Consider the following 2,510-nt stretch of genomic DNA (forward strand, 5'->3'; position numbering starts at 1 on the left):
GAGCAGGCGGCCGTTCATCCTGATGGAGATTCGGCGTGGGGTGAGCCGGGTGAGGAGGCGCAGGCGTCGGTCGGGCACGATCGTGGGGTGTCCGGCGTGCAGGGCGTGGAGGGTTTGTCGGACGGCGGTGGCCGGGGGGAGGGGTCGGATCGGGAGGCTGGTTCGGTCCAGGCCGTACCGGTCGATGATCGGGGTGTCGACGTTGCCGGGGAGCATGACGGTGACCTTCACTCCGGCCGGCTTCAGTTCGTGGTGCAGGGCTTCGCCGAGGTTGAGGACGTAGGATTTCGCGGCGCTTTCGTGGGCCATGTTGGGTAGCCCGTGCAGTGCGCCGAGGGCGGAGACCAGCACCATGGCGCCGCGGCCGCGGTGGACGAACCGGCGGCCGAAGCCGTGCGCCAGGTCCAGGTGGGTGGTGGTGTTGAGGATGAGGCGTTGGTGCAGGTCGGGTAGGTCCTGGTCGAGGAAGTGGCCGGGGTTTCCGTTGCCGGCGTTGGAGACCAGCAGCCCTACGTCGAGGTCCTGGCAGGCGGCGAGGAGTTCCGCAGCGCCGTCGGCGTGGCTGAGGTCGACGGTGACGACGCGGTGCTCGATGCCGTGGGTGCGGGTGAGGTCCCGGCCCAGTTCGGTGAGCCGGTCGGTGGAGCGTGCGGCCAGGACGAGGTTGAGGCCCTCGGCGGCGCAGTGTTCGGCGAAGGCGCGGCCGATGCCGGAGGAGGCGCCGGTGATGACGGCCCAGGAGCCGTAGCTGGACAGGGCGCTCATCGCTGGGCCGCCGCGGTGGGGTGTGCGTCGGTCATTCCCGCGCCGGTTTCCAGCACGGTCTTGAGTCCACTGAGGACCCGCATCCAACCGGTGCCGGCCACCCGGGCGGCGGTCCTCGGCGCGGTGTCGAGTTGGTCGTGGACGACGGTGAGCAGGGTGACCCCGTCCGCACCGGGCTCGATCAGCCAGCTGACCCGGCTGGCCGGCTCGGCCGCCAGGTCGGGGTCGTACAGGCCGCGATAGCTGATCACGAGCCGGTGCGGGGGATCGGCATCCAGCACGGTGTCATCGCCCCACAGCCGGGAGCGGTCGGGCGCGTGGTAGCGAAACGGCGACCCGATCTGGCCGGTGGTGTCGACCAGCGCGCCGAACAGATAACCGGCGCTGTGCTCGGGCCGGGTGATGCCGTCCCACACCGCCTGCGCGCCGGCCCGGATGAACACGTGGTAGGTCTGCGCGGAACCGCTCATCGGCCACCTCCGGGTGAGTGAGTTAGTTGACTGACTAAATCGACCGTAGCAGTGTTGACGCGGGCGAGCTAGGGTTTGAGTGAGATGACTGACTCACGCACTGCGCGCGGTGGTAAACGGGAGCGGCTGGTCGCCGGCGCGGCCGAGTTGGTGCACCGCCAGGGTCTCGCCGCGACCACGCTCGCCGAGGTCGCGCACGCGGCCGATGTTCCCGTGGGAAACGTCTACTACTACTTCAAGACCAAGGACGACCTGGTCCGAGCCGTGATCGACGCCCAGGTCGGCCAGGTCGAGGCCATGCTCACCGCATTCGAGGAGCTGGCCGGGCCGGCGCAGCGGCTCACGGCACTGGTGCGCCGGTGGGAGCAGATGCGCGAGCTGGTCGCCCGCTACGGCTGCCCGTTCGGCACGCTGACCGCCGAGCTCGACCGCCGCGACGACGGCCTGGACCTCGAGGCGGCCCGACCGATCCGACGCATCCTGGAGTGGATGGAGATCCAGCTGCATAACCTCGGCCATCGTGACGCGCGGGAACTCGCGACCGCGCTGTTCGCCGGGGTCCAGGGCGGCGCACTGTTGGCCAGCGCACTGCGCGACCCCGAACTCATGTCCGGCCAGGTGCGGCACCTGCAACGATGGATCGACACCCTCGCCACCCCGCCATGATCATTCCCGCCGGGCGCGGTCGCGGGCAACCGAACCCCACAAGCACGACGACGGGCGCGGTTCGCAGCACACGGCGACTCGACATCGACATCCTCACGTGCGGCATCCGAACACGCGCGTTCGCTAGTCGTAAGCAACGTGCGACCCGGCCTCGTGCCGCACCCAGGTGGGCTGTGGTCGGTGCCTTACCGGCGCCAGGCCGCTGCGGCGCCGACGGCGAACTCGGCGAAGCTGACCGGCGGCCGGCCGGTCACGTCGAGCACGTCGTCATTGAGCCCACCCAGCGCGCCGGAGCGAAACGCGTGGACGTAGACCTGGCTGTTGTGCTCGGCGGTCTCGGGTGGTGCGCCGGCGGCCAGGAGCGCGTCGCGGATAGGTGTGCGGTCGGTCTCGACGTATCGGATCCGGCGCCCGGTGGCCCACGAGATGTGCTCGGCGACCTCGGTCAGGGTCAGCGGCTGCGGGCCGAACGGTGCGTAGGCCTTGCCTTCGTGCCCGTTCTGGGTCAGGGCGCCGGCCGCGACCGCCGCGACGTCCTCGGTCGACACATAGCTGACGACGCCGTCGCCGCCGGGTGCGGTGATCTCATCCCGCTCGCGGATGCCCTCG

Annotated in this window: 3 protein-coding genes and 1 pseudogene; 1 reads left to right on the plus strand and 3 read right to left on the minus strand. The window is 70.5% G+C overall.

From position 1 onward, the window contains the following. The coding region (locus VFO68_RS02650; protein WP_325156508.1) for an SDR family NAD(P)-dependent oxidoreductase at positions 1–765 on the minus strand (765 nt) is incomplete at its 3' end. Then, complete coding sequence (locus tag VFO68_RS02655) at positions 762–1,235, minus strand: SRPBCC domain-containing protein (protein ID WP_325156509.1); 474 nt, start codon at positions 1,233–1,235, stop codon at positions 762–764. The genes VFO68_RS02655 and VFO68_RS02650, both read right to left, overlap by 4 nt. Before the next feature lie 84 nt (positions 1,236–1,319). Here VFO68_RS02655 and VFO68_RS02660 point away from each other — a divergent pair, with 84 nt between their 5' ends. Then, positions 1,320–1,901, plus strand: coding sequence for a TetR/AcrR family transcriptional regulator (locus tag VFO68_RS02660; protein WP_325156510.1), 582 nt, complete (start codon positions 1,320–1,322; stop codon positions 1,899–1,901). Between the two features lie 185 nt (positions 1,902–2,086). Here the strand turns inward: VFO68_RS02660 and VFO68_RS02665 are convergent. Further along, positions 2,087–2,510, minus strand: a pseudogene (locus tag VFO68_RS02665) (hypothetical protein); the annotation flags it as partial.

The sequence above is a fragment of the Actinophytocola sp. genome (assembly GCF_035712165.1).
Classification (GTDB): domain Bacteria; phylum Actinomycetota; class Actinomycetes; order Mycobacteriales; family Pseudonocardiaceae; genus DASYTH01.

Bases quoted from the DNA above. Each gene is read 5' to 3' on its own strand.
- VFO68_RS02655 (WP_325156509.1), bottom strand. From the start codon at position 1,235: ATGAGCGGTTCCGCGCAGACCTACCACGTGTTCATCCGGGCCGGCGCG.
- VFO68_RS02660 (WP_325156510.1), top strand. From the start codon at position 1,320: ATGACTGACTCACGCACTGCGCGCGGTGGTAAACGGGAGCGGCTGGTC.